Raw genomic sequence first — 15,335 nt, 5'->3', positions numbered from 1 at the left:
CCGATCAAGCCATCGGCGCGCCTACCGTCGGTCCGCCCGGCTTGGACCTACGGTCGACGGGTGACCACATCCGAAGCCTCGAGCGAGCCTGCAGTTTTCCGCAGCGCCATCGAATCGATGCATGCGGCCAAGGTGCGGTCGGAGATCGAGCTCGGCAGCATTCGCCCACCTCAGCGGCTGGCGCCTTTCAGCTATGCAGTGGGCGCCGAGGTGACCCAGCCCGACGACGGCGAGATCGCCACGGACTCCGACGGCAGCGCTTTCGGCCGGCTGATCCTGCTCTACGATCCCGACGGACACGAGGCCTGGAACGGCACCATGCGATTGGTGGCCTTCATCCAGGCAGAGGTCGAAGCCGTCCTCGCCGCCGACCCACTGCTCCCGGAAGTCGCGTGGAGCTGGCTCACCGAGGCGCTGGCGAAACCCACCATCGAGATCACGGCCCTCGGCGGCACGGTCACCTCCACCTCATCGGTGCGGTACGGCGACATCTCCGGACCACCGCGAGCTCATCAACTGGAACTCCGCGCCTCCTGGACAGCGACCAACAGTGACCTCGACGGGCACGTCGAGGCTTTCTGCGAGGTGCTGTCGCTCGCGGCCGGGCTGCCGCCGACAGGCGTCACGCAGCTCGGCTTCACCAAAGCGTGACCCGGGACGCCGATGACCGATCCCACGAGCACTGACCCGACGGCCCACTCCGGCCCGGGCGATCAGTCATCCGGCGAGCCGGAAGTGACGGACGGCGGCACCACGGACGAGCCCGACCATCCCGAACCGATCCCGCTGACAGAACCGGCGGATGGCGTTCCGCCTGTCTTGTCCACCCCAGCCGAGTTCGCCGAGGCCGGCCGACTGCTGTCCGAGGGCACAGGTCCGGTGGCACTCGACACCGAACGCGCCTCCGGCTTCCGCTACTCGGGGCGGGCATACCTCATCCAGATCAAACGAGCCGGAAGCGGATCCTTCCTCATCGATCCCATCGATCACCCTGAGGCGCTGACCCCGGTGATCGAGGCACTCGACGGCCCCGAATGGATCCTCCACGCAGCCGATCAGGACCTGCCATGCCTGCGCGAGCTCGGATTCCGCTGTGCTCGGCTCTTCGACACCGAACTGGCCGGCCGGTTGCTCGGGATCGCCCGGGTCAACCTCGCGGCGATGGTCGAGCACTTCTTGGGGCTGGGCCTGGTGAAGGGACACGGAGCGGCAGACTGGTCGAGGCGTCCCCTGCCGGCCGACTGGCTCAACTATGCCGCGCTCGACGTGGAGGTCCTGATCGAACTGCGTGAGGCGGCTGCGGCCGCTCTGGTCGATGCGGGCAAGGAGACCTGGGCCGAACAGGAGTTCGCCGCCATACTGGCCCGACCGGATCCACCGCCCCGCACCGACAGGTGGCGACGCGTTTCCCGTATCCACACCATCAAGTCGCCGCGCATCCTCGCAGCCGTCCAGCAGCTCTGGAATGCCCGCGAAGAGATCGCCCGGCGTCGCGATGTGGCTCCCGGCCGCATCCTTCCCGACTCGGCCATCATCGCCGCTGCCACCGCGGACCCGAAGTCACTCGACGAACTGTACAGAGTGCCGGTATTCGGCGGCCCTCGCCAACGTCGCCAGGCCGCCCGCTGGCTGTCGGCGCTCGATGCCGCGCGCCGACTGACCGACAAGGAACTGCCGTCGCGTCGTCCGGCAACGGTGGGTCTACCGCCTGTCAACCGATGGGAGAGCAAGGATCCCGAGGCTGCTGCCCGGTTGGCAGGGATTCGGGCCGGCCTCACCGACCTCTCCGAACAGTTCTCGGTACCGGTCGAGAACCTGCTGCTCCCCGAACTGGTTCGCCAGCTGTCCTGGGAGGGAGTCGACCCGCCCACCGTGCAGGCAGTCGAGCAACGGCTGGCCGCGGGTGGCGCACGTCCATGGCAGATCGAGCTGACGGCACCGGTGATCAGCGAAGCACTGGGTCGTCCCCTCGAGGACAAGGATGCCGACGGGCCGTCAATCGACAACGACTGACGGCGAACCCGTCACCGACCGGATTCGCGTGTGCCCGAACTGTTCTCGCTACGTACATCGTCGGAGCCCGCAAAGCCGGAGTCCAGATCGTTCTCGTCCGACGACGACAGCTGCGGTTGCATCCGGGAGACCATCGCAGTGATCGCCCGGGCAACGTCCTGAGCCGTGAGTCCGAGCTCATCGAGCAGCTGCCCACGCGAGGCAGGCGTCAGGAACTCCTGAGCGATACCGACATCACGGACCGGTGTCGAGATCCCCTTGGCCCGAAGGTTTTCCGAGACCGATGACCCGACACCACCATGCACTCCACCGTCTTCCACGGTGATCACCAGACGGTGCTCGATGGCGAGTTCGGAAATGGACTCGGGCACCGGCAGCACCCAGCGAGGGTCGATCACCGTGGTACCGATCCCCTGTTGCGCCAGCCTGGCGGCAGTGTCCATGGCCAATGAGGCGAACGGACCCACCGCGACGATCAGGACGTCTTCGGACTCACCGTGACCCGGCCGGTGCAGCACATCGGTGCCGTCGGCGAGTCGCTCGATTGCCCGGATGTCCTCGGGCACGGCACCTTTCGGAAAACGCAGCGCCGTGGGGCCGTCGTTGATGTCGAGCGCCTCGGCGAGCTCCTCACGCAGCCGCACCGAATCGCGGGGCGCGGCGACCCTCATGCCCGGCACGATGGACATCAGGGACAGGTCCCACATTCCGTTGTGGCTGGGGCCATCCGGACCGGTGACGCCGGCGCGGTCGAGCACGAGGGTCACCGGCTGGCCGAGCAGGGCAACGTCCATCAGCAACTGGTCGAACGCACGGTTGAGAAACGTGGAGTAGATGGCGACAACCGGGTGCATCCCACCGAGCGCAAGCCCCGCCGCCGAGGTGAGGGCATGCTGTTCGGCGATGCCCACGTCGAACATCCGGTCCGGGAAACGCTCACCGAAAGCGGCCAGCCCGGTGGGCCCGGCCATCGCCGCGGTGATGGCGACGATGTCACGACGCTGACCCCCGGCCTCGACCAGGGCAGCCGAGAAGACCGACGTCCAGTCCGGAGCCGACACCGAGGTCGCCTTGCCGGTGGCCGGATCGATGATCCCGGTGGAGTGCATCTGGTCCGCGATGTCGTTCTCGGCGTGGTGATAACCCATGCCCTTGCGGGTCACGGTGTGGACGATGACCGGTCCGCCGAATGCCTTCGCCTGGCGCAGCGCGTTTTCGAGCGCATCCTGGTCATGGCCGTCGACCGGCCCGACGTACTTGAGGCCGAGATCGGTGAACATGGCCTGGGGTGTGAGCGCATCTTTGATACCGGTCTTGAGACCGTGCAGAGCGGAGTACGCCAGTTGCCCGAAAAACGGCAGACGCAACACTGCACGGCGGCCTTCGTCGAGCACCCGCTCGTATGCGGGCTGTAGCCGCAGTCCGGACAGATGTTGGGCGAAACCGCCGATGGTCGGCGCGTACGAACGACCGTTGTCGTTGACGATGATGACCATCTTGCGATCGCCGGCCGCGATGTTGTTGAGTGCTTCCCAGCACATCCCCCCGGTGAGCGCACCGTCTCCGACGATCGGCACCACGTGCCGGTCCTGACCGGTCAGTGCAAACGCCTTGGACAGTCCGTCTGCGTACGACAATGCCGCAGACGCGTGCGATGACTCGATCCAGTCGTGCTCGCTCTCGGCTCGCTCCTGGTAGCCGGTCAGCCCGCCCCGCTGACGCAGGGTGTCGAATGCACCTTTGCGACCGGTGACGATCTTGTGCACGTAACACTGATGACCGGTGTCGAAGAGCAGCGCGTCCTGGGGCGAGTCGAACACCCGGTGCAGCGCCAAGGTCAGCTCCACGACTCCGAGATTCGGTCCGAGGTGGCCGCCGGTCGCCGACACCTTCGCGATGAGGAACTGCCGGATGTCCTGAGCCAGTTCCTGGGTCTGCTCGAGGGAGAGCTCGCGCAGGTCGGCGGGTGAATCGACCGAATCCAGCACGCTCATCCCAGGTCCTTTCATGGCAATGGGCAACGGTGAGAGGTTCGAGACCGTCGCTGCGCCGCCGGGCTGTGGCGGTGCGTGGTCACCCAGTCTACGGACGTATGCCGCTGCGGGCTCGTACCGCAGCCGACTGTGGCGAGGACCGCAGTAGCGCGATCGCTTCGATGTGGTGGGTCAGCGGGAACGCGTCGAAACCGCGCAACCAGTGCACCTCGTAGCCGCCGCGTCGATAGTCCGCCAGGTCGCGGGCGAAGGTGGCCGGATCGCAGCCGACGGCGATGATCGCCGAGGGCGCTGCGGCGACGATCTTGTCCACCACTTCCCTGCCCGCGCCCGCGCGTGGCGGGTCGGCGACGACAACGGTCGGGGCGGGCAGATCCGCCACTGTCCGGGTAACGCTGGAGTGGTGGAAGTGCACGCGCGGGTCGTCGGCGAACGTCTCGGATCCGGCAGCGATCGCCTGTGGGTCCGTCTCCACGACATGGACGGTCACCACCGCGCTAGTGTTGTCGCACTCGTCGACGATCGCGCCTGCCAGTGTTCCGGCTCCCCCGTACAGATCCCAGGCGATCACGGACCGACCCAGGTCGGCCTGCCGGAGCAGCTCTCGGACCGTGTTCGCGTAGCCGGCTGCCGCCAGACGGTGGGCCTGCCAGAAGCCCGACACCGGCAAGAGCCACGTCCGGTTCCCGACCGTGCGCTGAACCGATTCGGTGCCCGAGACGATTTCCTCGATCCGCGGCGCGGCGCGTTTCGAGCGTGACCGCTGCGCCTGACCACGTCGATCGTTTGCCCGGGTCCGCCGCTTCGCGGGTCCACCGCGTTCAGCCTCCGGCGGCGCGATCTGCGAGATGTGCCGCTGTTCGTCGTCACCGATCGTGATGAACAGTTCGGCCCCGGGTGTCAGGCCGGTGTACTCGTCGAGCCCACCGAGCATGCCGGTGACCGGCTGCGCACAGTCCAGTCGTGGGACCACCGCATGCGATCCGAAGGCCGCCAGGCCCGGCCTGCCGTCGTCGTCGACGAACAGCCGTTGCCTGATCCGCCATCCTGTCTCCGGTTCGGATCCGGCATGCGGGTCGAGCGAGGTGACCTCGCCTTCCCAGGTGACCCCACCCATCCTGGACAGCAATTCGGTGAGCACGGATGACTTCAGCTCGCGCGCATGGCTTCCGGTGGTATGAGACAGATCACAGCATCCTGCGCCGCCACCGGGGGCTCCCGCCGGGCAGGCCGGGTTTATGCGGTGATCGGACGAGGTGAGTATGTCCACCACCTCGGCGCGACAAAACCCTTTGCCACGATCCTCGGTGACCTGGACCCGCAACCGTTCTCCAGGCAGCGCGTGCCGGACGAAGACAACCCTGCCTTCATGGCGGCCGACACAGACGCCGCCGTGACCCAGCCGGTCGACGGTGATGTCGAATTCTGTTCCCAGCCAACCGGTGTCGTGGCCTTCTCTGCTCTCGGGGCCGCTCACTCGGGTCCCCGCCCGGTGCGTTCACCGGGTGTGGAGCCGACGCCGCGCCGGGTGTCGCCCGGGGCGATGTAGACCCGGTCGCGTTTACGGCGGTCCGACGAGCTGAGCTGCCACGGAACCGACGTCACCATCACACCCGGTTCGAACAGCAGACGACCCTTGAGGCGCAGGGCCGACTGGTTGTGCAAGATCTGCTCCCACCAATGTCCCACCACGTACTCCGGGATGAACACCGTCACCACATCGCGCGGCGACTCACGCCGCAGTCGGCGCACGTACTCGATGACCGGCCGGGTGACCTCTCGATACGGCGAGGCGATCACCTTGAGCGGCACGGTGATGTCGCTGTCTTCCCACTGCGCCACCAGTTTCCGGGTGTCGCGGTCGTCGACGTTCACGGTGACGGCTTCGAGGGTGTCCGGACGGGTGGCCCTGGCAAACGCTATTGCCCGGCGGGTCGGCAGGTGCAGCGTGGAGACGAGCACGATCGAATGGGTGCGGCTCGGCAACACCGCCTCGTAGTCGGAATTGTCCAATTCGGCCTGCACCGAGGCGTAGTGCCGGTGGATCAGCTTCATCAGGCCGAAGATCGCGACCATCGCCACGATGGCGATCCATGCTCCGGCAAGGAATTTCGTCACCAGCACGATCATCAGGACCGAGCCGGTCATCACCAGACCGATGCTGTTGATCACCCGCGAGCGCAGCATCCGCGACCTTGCGCTGGGATCCTTCTCGGTCTTGAGGTGCCGCGTCCAGTGCCGGACCATGCCGATCTGGCTGAGGGTGAACGACACGAACACCCCGACGATGTAGAGCTGGATCAACGCGGTCACCTCAGCGCCGAAGGCGACGATGAACGCGATCGCCGCCGCAGCGAGGAAGAGGATTCCGTTCGAGAAGGCAAGCCGGTCACCACGGGTGTGGAGTTGCCGCGGGAGGTAGCGATCTTGTGCCAGAACCGAACCGAGGACGGGGAAACCGTTGAACGCCGTGTTCGCCGCGAGTACCAGGATCAGTGCGGTGACGATGGTCACGAAGTAGAAGCCGGGCGTGAACCCGCCGAACACGGCGTGTCCGATCTGAGCGATCAAGGACTTCTGTTCGTACCCGTCGGGGGCGCCGATGAGGTCTTTCGCCGGATCCGATACGTACTTCACACCGATCTGCTTGGCCAGCAGGATCATGCCCATCAAAAGGACGATGGAGATGCCGCCGAGCAGCAGCAGGGTGGTGGCCGCATTGCGGGACTTGGGCTTCTTGAACGCGGGTACCCCGTTGCTGATCGCCTCCACCCCGGTCAGCGCCGCGCAGCCCGACGAGAATGCCCTGGCGATGAGGAACACGAACGCGATACCGACGAGGTGACTCTGCTCGGCCTTGATCTCGTAGCCTGCGGTCTCGGCGGTGAGGTCATCACCGAACACGAGGACCCGCAGGAAACCCCAGCCGAGCATCGCCACCATCCCGAAGATGAAGGCGTAGGTGGGAATTGCGAACGCAGTGCCCGATTCTCGGAGTCCGCGCAGGTTGATCGACGTCAGCAGAACGATCGCCACCACGCAGAACCACACCTTGTGGTCCTGGACCAGCGGGATGGCCGAACCGATGTTCTCGGCCGCCGATGCGATGGACACGGCCACGGTCAAGACATAGTCGACCAGCAGTGCGCTACCGACCGTCAGGCCGGCAGTGGGGCCGAGGTTGGTCGTCGCCACCTCGTAGTCTCCGCCACCGGAGGGATAGGCGTGGACGTTCTGCCGGTAGCTGGCGACCACCACGACCATCACCAAGGCGACGGCGAGACCGATCCAGGGTGTGTATGTATACGCGGACAAACCCGCGACCGAGAGGACGAGGAAGATCTCCTGCGGGGCGTAGGCCACCGATGACATGGCATCGGAGGCGAAGACCGGGAGGGCGATCCGCTTGGGCAGCAAGGTGTGCCCGAGTTTGTCGCTCCTGAAAGGACGTCCCAGCAGCAGCCGTTTGGCTGCGGTGGACGTCTTCGACACCGTGGACACCAAGCAAACAATAGGGCCTGTGCTGCCGTATAGCTACGTCGGTCACGGTAGCGTTCGGGAGAGTGAGTGGACGCGGCCGAGCCGGGCTCGGAGCAACAGTTCACTCAGGTGATGTGAGCGAGGAGTTCTCATGCATGTTGTGGTGATGGGATGCGGTCGCGTGGGTGCGTCCATTGCCCAGGAACTGCAAGGTTCCGGGCACGATGTGTCGATCATCGACCGCGACGCAACAGCGTTCCGGCGACTCCCCGAGGATTTCGGCGGAACCAAGGTCAAGGGCGTCGGATTCGATCAGGAAGTGTTGCGCCGCGCAGGAATCGCCGAAGCCGACGCTTTCGCGGCGGTCTCCTCCGGTGACAACTCCAACATCATCGCCGCACGCGTCGCCCGCGAGACCTTCAATGTGCCCAAGGTCGTCGCCCGGATCTACGACGCCAAGCGGGCCGCTGTCTACGAACGGCTGGGCATTCCCACCGTGGCGACGGTGCCGTGGACCACTGACCGGTTCATCTCCGCGCTGGGCAGTGGCAGTGCCGACGATGTCGCCTGGACCGAACCGTCGGGCGAGGTCGCGATCGTTCGGCTCACCGTGCACGAATCGTGGGTGGGAACCTCGGTGACCCTGTTCCAGGAGAACACGGGGTCCCGGGTCAGTTTCATCAACCGACTGGGCAGGCCCGTGTTACCCAGCCCGAAATCGGTTCTCCAGCAGGATGATCAGGTCTTCGTCGCGGCCCTCACCGACAACCTCGAGGCAGTGCGCACAGTTGCCGCCGGCGTGGCCCCGGAGTTCGACTGAGTTCTGCCCGCATCACCCACCCAGTCACGAACGAGGTCTTTCGACCACAGCCCGTAGGAGAAATCATGAAGGTCGCGATCGCCGGAGCGGGCGCGGTAGGCCGTTCCATCGCACGGGAGCTGATCGCCAACGCCCACGACGTCACGTTGCTCGAGCGCAATCCTGAGCACATCGACGAGGAATCGGTACCGGGGGCACAGTGGGTCGGCGGCGATGCGTGTGAGTTGGACAACCTCGAGCGGGTTCAGCTGCAGCGGTTCGATGTGGTGATCGCAGCCACCGGAGATGACAAGGCCAACCTGGTGGTCAGCCTGCTCGCGAAAACCGAGTTCGCGGTCCACCGTGTGGTTGCCCGGGTCAACGATCCCCGCAACGAGTGGTTGTTCGACGAGGACTGGGGCGTGGATGTGGCCGTCTCCACACCGCGGATGCTCGCCTCACTGGTCGAGGAAGCCGTATCGGTGGGTGATCTGGTCCGGCTCATGACCTTCCGCCAAGGGCAGGCCAATCTCGTCGAGATGACGCTTCCCGACAACACACCCCTGGCGGGCAAGCCCGTGAAGAAGCTGCGACTCCCCCGCGACGCCGCTCTGGTCACGATCCTGCGGGGCGGACGCGTGATCGTGCCGCTCGCCGACGACGCCGTGGAAGGCGGCGACGAGCTGATCTTCATCGTGCCCGCCGAGGCCGAAGGTCAGTTGCGCGCAGCGATCATCGAGCCGGCGGGGCCTGCCCGCTGATCCCGTCCGGCTGCTCCGGGGTGTTGTTTTCGGACACACCGTCGATCACGCGCGTGCCGGTGCCACGGGAAGTGCCTTCGTCCGGGCCCGGTTCGGCTGCGACGGCGTCCTGATCCACGGCCTCTTCTTTGTGTGCCCACCGGACCAGGAAGAACGTGGCAACAACTGCGGCTGCTGTCAGCGGCCACCCCATCCCGATCCGTGCGATCGCGAGAGCGCCGGTTTCGTCGTGGTCGTAGAGGAATGACTGCACCAGGTAGCGCACGCCGAAGAGGGCTGCCCAGATGGCGGTCGCGATGTCGTAGGCGATCAACGTGCGCCGATGACGACGCCAGTCGGTTCCGTTGCCGTTCAACGTGTTCCAGATCACGCCGACCAGGGGCCACCGGACGATGATGGAGACCACGAAGACGCCGGCGTAGAGCAGTGTCGTCCAGATGCCGAAGAGGAAGAACCCTTTCGCATTGCCTGTGCGGTGGGCGATGAACGCGCACACCGCCACGCCGATCACACCTGAGATCGCCGGCTGAATGGGTTCACGCCGCACCAGCCGGACCAGGAAGATGACCAGCGCGGTGGCCAGGGCGGCGTAAATGGCCACCGTCAGATTCCACAGCGAGTTGGCCGGGACGAACACGAGGATCGGCACCGACGAGTAGATCAGCCCCGATACGCCGCCCATCTGCTCCAGCAGCGTCAACGTGGGAGCGTCGGCCTTGTCGGCGTCACCCGGGATGTCGTTGGGCGACACCCGCTCATCGCCATCTGGCTGCGGCCGATGAGCGCTGCCGTCAGCTCTCACCGAGCAACTCGTAGTAGGGGTTGAACATCACCTTGTTGCCGTCGTGCTCACCGATTCGGCCGCGCACGGTCAACGTCCGTCCGGGTTCGATGCCGGGGATGCGATTGCGGCCGATGAACTTGAGGGTCACCACGTCGGTTCCGTCGAAGAACTCGGCGACGATCCCGGTCTTCATGGCCTTCGAGCAGGTCTGGACGGAGCGAAGCTCACCTTGCATGGTCACCTCGTCGCCTGCCGAACAATCGCAGGCACGCTGTGCACCTGCTTGTTGCGACTGCTGCGAGATGTCCTCGGCATCGAGTTGATCGATGTCTTCGGTGAGCCTGCGGGTGAGGCGTTTGAGATATCCGCCTGCGGTCATTGCGCTTATGCACCCTTCGGGGACAATCGGGCTGGTGGGCACGGGGCTGTGCCTCCGCCAGAGTAGACCCCCGCACACCCGACTTCCACCCTCCACGGGAAGATCAACAGATGCGCAGTTCAGAGGGGTCGCGAACGTCCCCTACAAGTGCCGATCCAGTGGTCGTGGCGCTGCCCGGGACGGGGTCGGATGCCGACTACGCCAGCCGCGCATTCGGGTCCACGGGACTGCCGGTCGTCGCGGTGGATCCGGACGAGAACGGGCTGGTCCGGGGCTACGAGCGCGCTCTGGATCGTGCCGCCGCAGACCACACCCAGGTGATTGCGGCGGGGATCTCCATCGGTGCGTGCGTTGCGGTGCAGTGGGCGTTGTCGCATCCGGCCGGGTGCGCCGGGGTGCTCGCGGCCCTGCCCCCGTGGCTCGGTTCTCCGCGCACGGCGCCTGCTGCGCACAGCGCAGCCTGGACCGCAGCGTTGATCCGCACCCACGGGTTGGAGGAGACGATCAGACAGATGTCCGCCGGCAGTCCGGCCTGGCTCTCCGCCGAATTGAACAGATCCTGGCGGGCCGCCGGTCCGCACCTGGTGTCACAGCTGGACGAGGCCGCCAACTATGTTGCCCCGACCGCGGAAATGATTGCGCGACTGCAGGTTCCACTGTCGGTCGTTGCGGTGTCCGACGACCCGGTGCACCCGGCAGTCGTTGCGAAGGCGTGGCACGATGCCGCCGACAGGTCGGTGTCGACCGAGATCTCGATGGCCCGATGGGGTGCGGACCCGGCGCTTCTGGGCCGCCTCGCGATCCGCGGCTGGCGCGACCTCACGGCCGAGCCCGGCTAGCGCTTGGGCTGATTGCGGAGCTGCTGCATGGCCGAACCGCGAGACACCGGACCCGGTTCGACCTCCGGTTCGGCCGGGGCAGGCGGCTCCGATTCGGCGGCAACGGCTTCGGCACCGCCCTGCACCATCACGTTCGCCTGCGCAGACTGGGCCTGGGCCCCCGTGTCGGGTACCGCACCCGGAACATTCTGCTGACCGGTCGCCATCTGCTGCTGTGCGGCCGCAACCTGCTCGGCCAGCACTGGTGGCAGCACGATCGCCAGGGGGTTCGGGGTGGATGTGGTTCGTCGCCGCGGCGGACGACCGTTTCGCTGACCACAGCCCGGGCCACCTTCGACAGGTTTTCCGCACTGGCGGTCGGCGCACTGGCAACACAGCGGATCATCCAGCGCGGACCGTCGACGCCGATGAAACGATGAATGCCGCCGGGCACGGTGGCGACCACCTCACGTCCCCAGAAGCCGGTCTCGATGCTGGTCTCTGCTCCTTCGGCACGCAGGGACTCGGTCAGCTCGCCGACGACCTCACGCCACTGCCCGCTCGATTTGGGCGCGGCGAAGGCTGCCACGGTGATCCGCCCGTGGGGCGTCACCAGATACACGGCCTGGGGCTGGTGGTCGGCGGTCATCTCCACGGTGACCTGACCGCCCTCGACCACGGGCACGAGTACCGAGCCCAGATCGAGATGCGAGTTCTCGAAGCCGGCATCTGCGGCCAGATCGCCGATGTCGTAAGGGCCTTCACCGCTACCGATGACCTTCGGTTCGACTTCGGGCTCAGATGCCGCACCGCGGGCGCGGCGGCCACGCCCGATTCCCTTGTCCCGTGCCATGGTTCAGACTCCCTTCGGCTGCGAGGCCCCCAACATCGCGTGGCCCCCACTCGATCCGTATCCGCCTGCGCCCCGGCTCGTCTCGTCCAGTTCGTCGACCTCGACGAAGTCGAGCAACTCGACCTTCTGGACCAGCAGTTGCGCGATCCGGTCGCCCCTGGCGATCGTGATCGCATCGTGCGGATCCAGATTGATCAGGCACACCTTGATCTCGCCGCGATATCCCGAGTCGACAGTTCCCGGTGTGTTGACGATCGACAGTCCTGCTCGGGCGGCCAGGCCCGAGCGGGGGTGGATCAGTCCGACCGTGCCCATCGGCAACGCTATCGAGATGCCGGTCGGCACCAAGGCCCGATGACCGGGTTCGAGCACCACGTCGATCGTGCTCGACAGGTCCACACCGGCATCACCCGGATGGGCCCGCGTGGGTAGATCGATGCCCGTGTCGAGACGCCTGACGGCGACGAACGGTGCATCGGCGGGGGTGCTGCCAGCGTTGGTTGCCACACCGGAAGACTACGCTGGGGACGTGCCACCTCTTCCATCACCCGACCCTGCCGGTGACGCTGCCGGCACCCGCCCGACCCCATTCGAGGGGGCCCATGACGAGCGGCTGCGCGTCCCTGCCTGGTGGTGGCTGTTGGGCGTCGCGTTGATCGGTTTGCTCGGGTACGAGGTGCAACTGGCCTTGCACCAGGGCTCGCTGAGCTGGATCGCGTACGTGGTCCTCACCCCGCTGGTCTTCTGGGGTCTGTGGTCGATGGGCCGCACGCGCGTACGGGTGGCCGACGGTGAATTGTGGGCCCACAATGCCCATCTGCCGATCGGGGTGATCGACCGGGCCGCCGTGATCCCGGCCGCTGCGAAAAGTGCCGCACTGGGCCGGCAGCTCGATCCGGCCGCATTCCTGGTTCACAAGTTCTGGGTGAAGACGATGGTCTTGCTGGTTCTCGACGACCCCGACGACCCCACGCCCTACTGGCTCGTCAGTACGCGGCACCCCGAAAGCTGGTGGCCGCCCTGGGATTACCAGACGCGGCCACCGAAGCCTCGGACCCGGGGTAGTCGAACCCGCCGGAAATCAGCGCCGTCCGCCACACCGAGGTCGCGGACGGCGTTGTGTCAAGCGCAGTCGACGCAGATACGCGAGTTACCGTTCTCGGTCGCGAGTCGGCTGCGGTGGTAGACGAGGAAGCAGCTGGTGCAGGTGAACTCGTCAGCCTGCTTCGGGATGACCCGCACCGAGAGTTCTTCACCCGACAGGTCGGCCCCGGGGAGTTCGAACGACTCGGCGGTGTCGCCTTCGTCGATGTCGACGGAGGCGGCTTGCGCCTCACTCCGCCGCGCTTTCAGTTCTTCGAGGGAGTCCTCGGATACCTCGTCGGATTCAGTGCGCCTCGGCGCATCGTAATCAGTTGCCATCATTCCGCCTTAAAATAGAAGCGCCTGCGACTTTCAGGTTCCCGATGTGTGCAGGTTCCAAAAGTCCCAACAAGCCGCGTACTTCCCCATCTGCAAAAGTTCCGCGACGATGCCCCTGGGACAACGAGCCATCGATCAGTATTCGTTGCCGAACAGGAGCATGATTTCTGTGATTTTCGCCACAGTTGGTGGATAGTCTCTTTTTGGGCTGTCCAACCGAGGCGGCCGAAGCCTAGCCCAGCCGTTGCTCAGAGTCAATAACAACCGCCGCACGAGAACATTCCCAGAAAAAGCCGCGTGCCGCGCATCATGCGCGACGCGGTCCAGATCCGCTGCGTGTCCAGTTGCGCGGGGTCACCGTGTGTACCGACTACAGTTGACTCGCCCCACAACTGCGCGCGGAAGGCACCTGAGAACCCGTGGTTTCCCAGATCACCTACGGCTACCCCACCGATGATCGCGGTCGTCCCTTCCGGCGACGTCGCTACCTCCCGGCCATCATCGCTGCGGTGGTGCTTGCACTCATCGCTGCGGTGGTGTGGGCCGGTGCGCTGTCCTCGTCCGACACGCAGGCGACCCCGACCGATTGTCCGCAACCCCAATCCCCGTCGGCTGCTCCCGAAGGGCCCACACCCGTGGTGGGTACCCCGGCCGCCGCCGACGAGATACTGCAGGTTCCGCCCGCCGCGTTGAGCAGTTTTCAGATCCGGGTCCTCAACGCGACGGACGAACAGGGCATGGCCCAGACCATCCTCGACGACCTCACCGCACTCGGGTTCCAGGCCGCGCCGGACAATGCCTACGGAGACGATCCCCTCTATCCGGATCGCAATCTCGATTGTTTCGGGCAGATCCGGTTCGGCGAAGGCGGCAAGGCCGCCGCGGCGGCACTGTGGATCGCAGCGCCGTGCACGCAGCTGATCAACGACGGGCGCCCAGGAACCGACGTCGACCTCGCACTCGGCAACCACTACGGCGAGGTGAACAGAATCAGGACGCGCTGGCCGTGCTGGACACGCTGCGGGTGGCCAATCCTCAGGACCCGAACACCGGAGCCGACCCTGCAGTGGTGGCAGCGGTGCACGACGCCCCCTGCTGATCACCGACCGCTCGCCGGCAGCCGTGGACCGGGACTAGTCCGGGATCGGCTCCAGGGCACCCAGCCGCGCCAGCAACTCGCCCAATTCGTCGGCGATACCCGGAGCCATGGCCAGGGTGACGTTGCCCGCTGCGCTCCGAGAGGTGGCGTCGGGGATCGTCACCACGGCGCCCGCCTCTTCAGCGATCAGCGACCCGGCCGCCCAATCCCACGGGCTCAGGCCGTGTTCGAAATGTGCGTCCACCGCCCCGCTGGCCACCATGCAGAGATCTAGTGCGGCCGAACCGATCCTGCGGACGTCGCGGATGTGTGGCAGCAATGCGGAGATCAACTCGCCCTGGACCCGTCGACGCGCCGATCCGTAGCCGAAACCGGTGGCCACCAGTGCGAGCCCGACCTTGTCGATGGGGTTCGTCCGCAGCCGCACCGGACCCGAGCCATCATCGGAGTACGCGCCCTCCCCACGAGTGGCGGAGTAGGTGGTGCCGCGGACGACGTCGACAACAGCTCCGGCGACCGTGCGCCCGTTCACCTGAGCGCCGACCGAGACCGAATACGCGGGAATGCCGTAAAGGAAGTTGACCGTGCCGTCGATGGGGTCGATGACCCACCGGACACCGGAAGGAACCTCGACCGAGCCACCCTCTTCTTCACCGAGCACGGCATCGCCCGGACGCAGCGACGCGAGCATCCCGCGGACCAGGCTCTCGGATTCGGTGTCGACGATCGTGACCGGATCAGTGTCAGTACTCTTTGTCGACACCGATTGCGGTGCATCGGTTTTCGTGACACCAGACCCGAAGACCTCGGGCCTTCGGGTGCGAACGTGCTGTGCTGCCTGTTCGGCAACCTGGATCGCCACCGCGGTCAGGTCGGCCGGCTCGAGTTCCGCCATTGCTACATGTGAGCACACCCCTGGCCGAATCGACGGGG

The 15,335-nt window shown here is 66.2% G+C and carries 14 protein-coding genes and 2 pseudogenes; 7 read left to right on the top strand and 9 right to left on the bottom strand.

The annotated features are described in order from the left end of the window. Positions 1-60: 60 nt before the first annotated feature. Complete coding sequence (locus MVA47_RS15870) at positions 61-651, top strand: DUF3000 domain-containing protein (RefSeq protein WP_247208619.1); 591 nt, start codon at positions 61-63, stop codon at positions 649-651. Between the two features lie 12 nt (positions 652-663). After that, positions 664-2,013, top strand: coding sequence for a ribonuclease D (locus MVA47_RS15865; protein WP_247208618.1), 1,350 nt, complete (start codon positions 664-666; stop codon positions 2,011-2,013). Between the two features lie 11 nt (positions 2,014-2,024). Here the strand turns inward: MVA47_RS15865 and dxs are convergent, their stop codons facing one another. From dxs to MVA47_RS15850, 3 genes are all read right to left on the bottom strand, one after another. Further along, the gene (gene dxs / locus MVA47_RS15860; RefSeq protein ID WP_247208617.1) at positions 2,025-4,007 is read right to left on the bottom strand and encodes a 1-deoxy-D-xylulose-5-phosphate synthase; all 1,983 of its coding nucleotides are present in this window, start codon (positions 4,005-4,007) and stop codon (positions 2,025-2,027) included. 88 nt (positions 4,008-4,095) lie between these two features. Further along, on the bottom strand, positions 4,096-5,484 hold the full coding sequence (locus MVA47_RS15855; RefSeq protein WP_247208616.1) for a class I SAM-dependent RNA methyltransferase: 1,389 nt from the start codon (positions 5,482-5,484) through the stop codon (positions 4,096-4,098). Further along, positions 5,481-7,508 (bottom strand): APC family permease, encoded by a 2,028-nt coding sequence (locus tag MVA47_RS15850; protein ID WP_247208615.1) that lies wholly within the window; start codon positions 7,506-7,508, stop codon positions 5,481-5,483. The genes MVA47_RS15855 and MVA47_RS15850 overlap by 4 nt, the downstream gene beginning before the upstream one ends. A 130-nt stretch (positions 7,509-7,638) precedes the next feature. Here MVA47_RS15850 and MVA47_RS15845 point away from each other — a divergent pair, with 130 nt between their 5' ends. Both MVA47_RS15845 and MVA47_RS15840 read left to right on the top strand, forming a co-directional pair. Next, the gene (locus tag MVA47_RS15845) at positions 7,639-8,307 is read left to right on the top strand and encodes a TrkA family potassium uptake protein (protein WP_247208614.1); all 669 of its coding nucleotides are present in this window, start codon (positions 7,639-7,641) and stop codon (positions 8,305-8,307) included. 65 nt (positions 8,308-8,372) lie between these two features. Beyond that, positions 8,373-9,047: a TrkA family potassium uptake protein gene (locus tag MVA47_RS15840; protein WP_030163327.1), complete on the top strand. Its 675-nt coding sequence runs from the start codon at positions 8,373-8,375 to the stop codon at positions 9,045-9,047. Here MVA47_RS15840 and MVA47_RS15835 read toward each other — a convergent pair. Together MVA47_RS15835 and MVA47_RS15830 are read right to left on the bottom strand one after the other, a co-directional pair. Next, complete coding sequence (locus tag MVA47_RS15835; RefSeq protein ID WP_247210835.1) at positions 9,019-9,729, bottom strand: DUF3159 domain-containing protein; 711 nt, start codon at positions 9,727-9,729, stop codon at positions 9,019-9,021. The genes MVA47_RS15840 and MVA47_RS15835 overlap by 29 nt on opposite strands. 109 nt (positions 9,730-9,838) lie before the next feature. Further along, positions 9,839-10,210, bottom strand: coding sequence for an OB-fold nucleic acid binding domain-containing protein (locus MVA47_RS15830; RefSeq protein ID WP_023959592.1), 372 nt, complete (start codon positions 10,208-10,210; stop codon positions 9,839-9,841). Positions 10,211-10,320: 110 nt separating this feature from the next. On the opposite strand from MVA47_RS15830, the gene MVA47_RS15825 reads away from it, so the two are divergent. Beyond that, positions 10,321-11,049 (top strand): alpha/beta fold hydrolase, encoded by a 729-nt coding sequence (locus MVA47_RS15825; RefSeq protein ID WP_247208613.1) that lies wholly within the window; start codon positions 10,321-10,323, stop codon positions 11,047-11,049. On the opposite strand, the pseudogene MVA47_RS15820 reads toward MVA47_RS15825, so the two are convergent. Further along, positions 11,046-11,881: pseudogene (locus MVA47_RS15820) on the bottom strand (DUF3710 domain-containing protein). The gene MVA47_RS15825 and the pseudogene MVA47_RS15820 sit on opposite strands and share 4 nt — an antisense overlap. A 3-nt stretch (positions 11,882-11,884) precedes the next feature. Continuing rightward, positions 11,885-12,388: a dUTP diphosphatase gene (dut, locus tag MVA47_RS15815; protein WP_247208612.1), complete on the bottom strand. Its 504-nt coding sequence runs from the start codon at positions 12,386-12,388 to the stop codon at positions 11,885-11,887. 22 nt (positions 12,389-12,410) lie between these two features. Between dut and MVA47_RS15810 the strand changes: the two genes are divergently transcribed. Further along, the gene (locus tag MVA47_RS15810) at positions 12,411-13,067 is read left to right on the top strand and encodes a DUF3093 domain-containing protein (RefSeq protein WP_374474214.1); all 657 of its coding nucleotides are present in this window, start codon (positions 12,411-12,413) and stop codon (positions 13,065-13,067) included. Here MVA47_RS15810 and MVA47_RS15805 read toward each other — a convergent pair. Then, complete coding sequence (locus tag MVA47_RS15805; RefSeq protein ID WP_030163338.1) at positions 13,004-13,303, bottom strand: DUF4193 domain-containing protein; 300 nt, start codon at positions 13,301-13,303, stop codon at positions 13,004-13,006. The genes MVA47_RS15810 and MVA47_RS15805 overlap by 64 nt on opposite strands. A gap of 419 nt (positions 13,304-13,722) precedes the next feature. Between MVA47_RS15805 and cei the strand changes: the two are divergent. Continuing rightward, a pseudogene (gene cei, locus MVA47_RS15800) lies at positions 13,723-14,402 on the top strand (envelope integrity protein Cei). A gap of 34 nt (positions 14,403-14,436) precedes the next feature. On the opposite strand, the gene MVA47_RS15795 reads toward cei, so the two are convergent. Beyond that, positions 14,437-15,297 (bottom strand): inositol monophosphatase family protein, encoded by an 861-nt coding sequence (locus tag MVA47_RS15795; RefSeq protein WP_247208611.1) that lies wholly within the window; start codon positions 15,295-15,297, stop codon positions 14,437-14,439. Between the last annotated feature and the right edge of the window lie 38 nt (positions 15,298-15,335).

It is taken from the genome of Williamsia sp. DF01-3 (assembly GCF_023051145.1).
In the GTDB taxonomy this organism is placed as follows: Bacteria; Actinomycetota; Actinomycetes; order Mycobacteriales; family Mycobacteriaceae; genus Williamsia.
Note: the sequence above shows the minus strand (reverse complement) of the source record. Positions and strands in the feature narration are given on the sequence as shown.

What these genes read in the sequence shown, in the direction of transcription:
- MVA47_RS15835 (WP_247210835.1), bottom strand. Translation starts at nt 9,729, where the DNA reads ATGGGCGGCGTATCGGGGCTGATCTACTCGTCGGTGCCGATCCTCGTG.
- MVA47_RS15825 (WP_247208613.1), top strand. Translation starts at nt 10,321, where the DNA reads ATGCGCAGTTCAGAGGGGTCGCGAACGTCCCCTACAAGTGCCGATCCA.
- MVA47_RS15805 (WP_030163338.1), bottom strand. Translation starts at nt 13,303, where the DNA reads ATGGCAACTGATTACGATGCGCCGAGGCGCACTGAATCCGACGAGGTA.
- MVA47_RS15830 (WP_023959592.1), bottom strand. Translation starts at nt 10,210, where the DNA reads ATGACCGCAGGCGGATATCTCAAACGCCTCACCCGCAGGCTCACCGAA.
- MVA47_RS15795 (WP_247208611.1), bottom strand. Translation starts at nt 15,297, where the DNA reads ATGGCGGAACTCGAGCCGGCCGACCTGACCGCGGTGGCGATCCAGGTT.
- MVA47_RS15840 (WP_030163327.1), top strand. Translation starts at nt 8,373, where the DNA reads ATGAAGGTCGCGATCGCCGGAGCGGGCGCGGTAGGCCGTTCCATCGCA.
- dxs (WP_247208617.1), bottom strand. Translation starts at nt 4,007, where the DNA reads ATGAGCGTGCTGGATTCGGTCGATTCACCCGCCGACCTGCGCGAGCTC.
- MVA47_RS15865 (WP_247208618.1), top strand. Translation starts at nt 664, where the DNA reads ATGACCGATCCCACGAGCACTGACCCGACGGCCCACTCCGGCCCGGGC.
- MVA47_RS15845 (WP_247208614.1), top strand. Translation starts at nt 7,639, where the DNA reads ATGCATGTTGTGGTGATGGGATGCGGTCGCGTGGGTGCGTCCATTGCC.